Below are 2646 nucleotides of genomic sequence, written 5' to 3' on the forward strand. Positions count from 1 at the left end.
TTTAAACAGCTTTGACATTTGGAGAGGGGTAATGACTGCATTTACTTTATACTCAATTCTCATTATGTATTCCTCCTGTTAGATTATTAAGATTATTTTAATTATAAACGTAAATTGATTCCATTGTAAGTTCCAGTTCATCCATTTTTTGGTGAGGATTTTAAAGAAATATAAAAATTAGTGATGCTTGTCCACACCCTTTTGCGTGTCTTAGCATTTCATGTTATTTATAAGGATGTGAGCAGAATGAGTATGGGGAAATTTGTTACCGTGGGAGATCATACAATTGTGCGGATCTGCGGAAAATTTTATCTTTTATTAGAAATAGAAGTGGACTTTCGGCAAGTGAAAAAGGAAGAATGCGTATTTATCAGGATTTCTGAGCAAGAAGCCCGTACCCTGATGGAGACAGATTGAAAGGATGACTAATTGAGGATAGTAAATCAATTATTAGTTACTGGTAAGTTTTGTTAATTTTTTAAAACCATAGAAAAAAGGAATCTTTTTATATATTATTTTAAACGATAATATATAGGAGGAATTTTACAAAATGAAAAAAATTTTCAAGTTTGGTTGTTTAGGTTTTATCGGTTTAATCGTATTGATTATTATTATAGCTGTAGCTACCAGTGGTGGGAGTGACTCGAAAAAAACTGTAGCTCCAAGCAGTGATTCATCAAATAATACTACTACTAAAGAAAATAATAAATCCGCGAACCCTGTTGTAAAAGAGGGCGTTCTTACTAAAGAGAAATTCGCTAAAATTAAAGACGGTATGACTTATAATGAAGTTGTTAAAATAGTTGGTGCTAAAGGTGAACTTCTATCTGAGTCAGGAGAAAAAGGCACTCAATATTATACTGAGTTGTATCAGTTTAAGACAGATGGTACTTTCTCCAATTCTTCAATGATGTTTCAGGGAGGAAAGTTAATAAATAAGGCTCAAGTAGGACTTGGCGGTGATTCAAAAGTTACGATTACTAAGGAAGAGTTTGGTAAAATTCAAAATGGTATGACTGTCGAGGAAGTAGTCAAGATAGTAGGCGGGAAAGGAGAAGTTATTTCTGAATCAGGCAAAAAAGGAGATAGCTTTTATACCGTAATGTACTCATACAAAGGTGAAGGTCAGCTAGGCGCAAATGCAAACTTTATGTTCCAAGGTAACAAATTACAAAACAAGTCACAGATGGGGCTTGAGTAAAAAAGGCGGCTCGAGGTTGAGCCGCTTTTTTTATATAACAAAGATTAAAATCACTTGTGGGAATATTTGTTTTTAACTGTACTATAGGAATATTGAATACTAACTCAAACAGCCGCTCGATCAGTATTATTTTAATGGTTTAGTGCAGTAATATTGCTTTGCTGCTTTAGTATTTCATACTTTTTAGTTGGAGAAATATCTTGTGGCTGTATACCAATAAATCCTATAAAATATAGAAAGGAAAAATTTTCAGCAAGAATCATACATAAGAAGCAAGGTGAAGAAATTGAACGGTACAGCACATATGGTGCTTGGGGCAGCGGCAGGCTTTGCTTGCGCGGACTCGCTGCAAAGCACTCCGGCAGAGACGATGCTGCTCGTGGGAATCGGGGCAGCGGCAGGGCTTATGCCAGATATTGATATAGACGGGAAGCTAAGCAACAAAATCACATTTTCCCACAAGCTCATTCGAACCATAGCTCAGCTGCTCGGTTTTGCTATGATTTTGTACAGCAGTTTTAACTATGCAGGGAATAGCAGAACAATAGGAATTGGGGCAGGAATAGGCATTTTATTGCTTTCAGCATTTATCACGCAAAGGCTAATGCTGACGCTTACGGGCATAGGAGTTTTACTCGGAGGAATATCCCTGGAAGAAAACTGGTTGCTGCTTTTGGGGATTTTTATTATTCTGGGTTCATTTGTACCGCACCGAAGCTACACCCATTCTATAATAGGGCTGATTTTCTTTGGAGTCATTTCTTATAAATTTGAGGCATCCGTGAACATAGATGGAGTATTCATCACCTGTTTAGCCGGGTACGCCAGCCACATGGCTGCCGATATGAAAATCCTGCCCTTCAATAAACGGGGTGTAAAGTTCTTTTTGCCTTTCTCAAAAAAGGAATTTTAATTGTTTAAAGGCGGCTCTCTCCTGAGAAGCGCCTTTTTATCTATTTCGATGATTCCTCTGATTGGCCGTAAAGGTGCTGTGACAGCAGTTGCCGGATGTGTTCAGGAATGCGTTCGCCCGATTGTGTTTCCTGATTGAAGTTGACATACGCTGCAGTTGCCTTCACGCACAATCTGCCTTCCTGATGGATTTCTTCATATAATACAAAGCTGCTGTTTCCGATTTTCTGCACCCATGTGGAAACAAAAGCTTCCCTGCCATAAAAAATCTGATCCACATAATCTGCATTTAAATTAACAATGACCATTTTCCAATCCTTAAAATCAAGCGAGGGTGTGAAGAATTTAAAGATTTCTTCTCTCCCTGCCTCCAGCCAGACTGGGATGCTCGTATTGTTAATATGTCCGACTCCATCTGTTTCAGAAACCCTCGGCTGTATTTTTGTCAAAAACATACAAAATCCCCCTTTTAAGCAATTATTTCTACATTCTCCATCAATTGATATGAACCCTTTTTTTATTAAGGCTGTTTT

General features: G+C 37.5%; 4 protein-coding genes. 3 read left to right on the plus strand and 1 reads right to left on the minus strand.

The features are described from left to right. The first annotated feature begins 246 nt into the window (after window positions 1–246). The 3 genes from BIV59_RS23880 (at window position 247) to BIV59_RS22030 (ending at window position 2114) form a co-directional block, all read left to right on the plus strand. Complete coding sequence (locus tag BIV59_RS23880; protein ID WP_170846227.1) at window positions 247–417, plus strand: hypothetical protein; 171 nt, start codon at window positions 247–249, stop codon at window positions 415–417. Between the two features lie 133 nt (window positions 418–550). Further along, window positions 551–1201: a DUF3862 domain-containing protein gene (locus BIV59_RS22025; RefSeq protein ID WP_071353601.1), complete on the plus strand. Its 651-nt coding sequence runs from the start codon at window positions 551–553 to the stop codon at window positions 1199–1201. Window positions 1202–1478: 277 nt separating this feature from the next. Further along, complete coding sequence (locus tag BIV59_RS22030) at window positions 1479–2114, plus strand: metal-dependent hydrolase (protein WP_346417530.1); 636 nt, start codon at window positions 1479–1481, stop codon at window positions 2112–2114. Window positions 2115–2154: 40 nt separating this feature from the next. Here the strand turns inward: BIV59_RS22030 and BIV59_RS22035 are convergent, their stop codons facing one another. After that, entirely contained in the window at window positions 2155–2568 is a 414-nt protein-coding gene (locus tag BIV59_RS22035; RefSeq protein WP_071353603.1) for an acyl-CoA thioesterase, read from the minus strand. Between the last annotated feature and the right edge of the window lie 78 nt (window positions 2569–2646).

This window comes from Bacillus sp. MUM 13 (assembly GCF_001866725.1).
Lineage (GTDB): Bacteria > Bacillota > Bacilli > Bacillales > DSM-1321 > Peribacillus.